Consider the following 1,841-nt stretch of genomic DNA (forward strand, 5'->3'; position numbering starts at 1 on the left):
GCTCTTCTAAAGGCTCTGTCCCGCTGTCGCGAACGGCCATAACTTTCACCCAACCTCTAGCGGATAGAGTAGGCTGCTGAGGCGGCAGGCAACTGCAAGGATAGGGATCCCAGCGGGGCCAAGGTGGTGCCGGGGTAGTAGAAAGCGAGGATTTGTGCCGCGTTAAACCCCTGCCGAGCCAGGGTATAGGAGCCATACTGGCTCAGGCCCACCCCATGGCCAAAGCCGCCACCGATGAAGCGATAGCCTGCCAATCGCTCCCCTTGTTTCAGAGGCTCTATCCGAAACAGGGTGCTGTACAGGCGAGGAAAAGCCAAGCGTACCTGATCCTTGCGCAAAAGAATCGAGCGGATCCCTTCTGCCGTCTGCAAGTCCAATTGCATCACCTGCACCCGGCCACTGGCGGAGCGCTCCAGGATCTGCATCCCCGCGATGCTGCTCCAGGTGGGCATCGGGATCCCTAGGTAGTCTTGGCCGGCCCGCAACTGGGTGTTCAGCTCCTCCAAAGATAGGGAGAACTCCCAGCGGAATAGGCGGGATACTCCTGCTTCGTTGAAGCCCTCTCGCTGGGCCAAAAACGCCTGGAAGCTGCTCTCCTGCCGCAAATCCAGGGGCTTACCCGGTTGATGGCGCTCCTCGCCCTGCGGAGCACGATGGGCAATATCCGCTTGCGGGCGTAGGTAGGGGCGCGGATCCCCGTCCCAAACATCTTCAAAGGCCGCCGAGATGCCGCCATTGGTAGAGGAATAGACAGCATCCACCAGCTCGCCGTTGTAGGTGAGCACCAGGCCGCTGGTCTGGCGAATGGCCTCGTCAGCCCGCGGGTGGGTTCCGGTCAATCCCTTGTAAACCTGGCAGTGGGTATTGGCACAGAGCTGATAATCGTCAACCTGAAAGCGGTGGAGGTTCTTGAGGGCGTAGGTGCGCGCCAGGATCGCCTGGGCAGCCATGGCGGCAAAGGGAGCCCCCGACCCCACCTCGTGGGGCACCACCCCCCGCAAATAGGTTTCCAGGGGCACGGCGTTGACTACGGTGTAGCTGCCGTAGGCGTTGGGCTGAATGGTAATAGAGCCGGCGTAGTGGCGGTCGTTCACCCGCAGATAGCCAGCATCAGAGGTCACCCTGAGGCGGGTGCGGTGGTAGCGAAAGTGTTCATGGATCCAGCTCAGCTCCGCCCGTTCGCGTCGCTCCTGCACCTCGAGCCGCACATGGGGGATCCCTTCTTTCTGGGCATACTGCTGAATCTGGGCCAGTTGTTGCGGGGTGTAGGCGCGGCTGGCCCACACCTGCCATTCTTGCGGCTGGGCGATCTCGGTGCTGATGCCCAGAGACTGCCAATGGTTGGCGTTGGCCTCGGCACTCTCAAAGCTTTTGTGGCTGCTGAGGATTAGACGGTATACGGTTTCCGGGGTGGTCAGGGCGCGATTGACAATGCCGATGCTGACCCGAGGCGTTCGCTGGGTCTGGGTGCTGCCGTCTGCTTGAGGGAATTCCAGGGTGAGAAGGGATCCCGTCGGCGCCGCCAGCTCCACTTGATCCGTCTCAGAACGGCCAAAGCGTTGCACAATGCCTATATGCAGGATTGGGTTTTCGGGGGTGGCTGCCGTGGCCAAGGTCTCTTCACGAACTCCGGTTGCGTCGGCGGCATGGAGCGCTAAGGCCGCCAGCAACAGGCCCAAGCCGGAAATGAGGGTGCTCTGTTTGCGCCAGCGGGACGGAGCCCCTAAAAACCGACGGGGTTTGGCAGTGAGAGCCTGACAACTGGCCATGGCCGCTTTATCCTAAAACACACCCTGTCGATTTTACCCCCATCTTTTTTGGCCTACCTGCAGCGGTTGCGT

At 61.1% G+C, this 1,841-nt stretch carries 1 protein-coding gene; it reads right to left on the reverse strand.

What is annotated here, in order from left to right:
• Nucleotides 1-56 precede the first annotated feature (56 nt).
• On the reverse strand, nucleotides 57-1,769 hold the full coding sequence (locus NW820_RS12150) for a SpoIID/LytB domain-containing protein (RefSeq protein WP_414407616.1): 1,713 nt from the start codon (nucleotides 1,767-1,769) through the stop codon (nucleotides 57-59).
• Between the last annotated feature and the right edge of the window lie 72 nt (nucleotides 1,770-1,841).

It is taken from the genome of Synechococcus sp. R55.7 (genome assembly GCF_047461955.1).
Classification (GTDB): domain Bacteria; phylum Cyanobacteriota; class Cyanobacteriia; order Thermostichales; family Thermostichaceae; genus Thermostichus.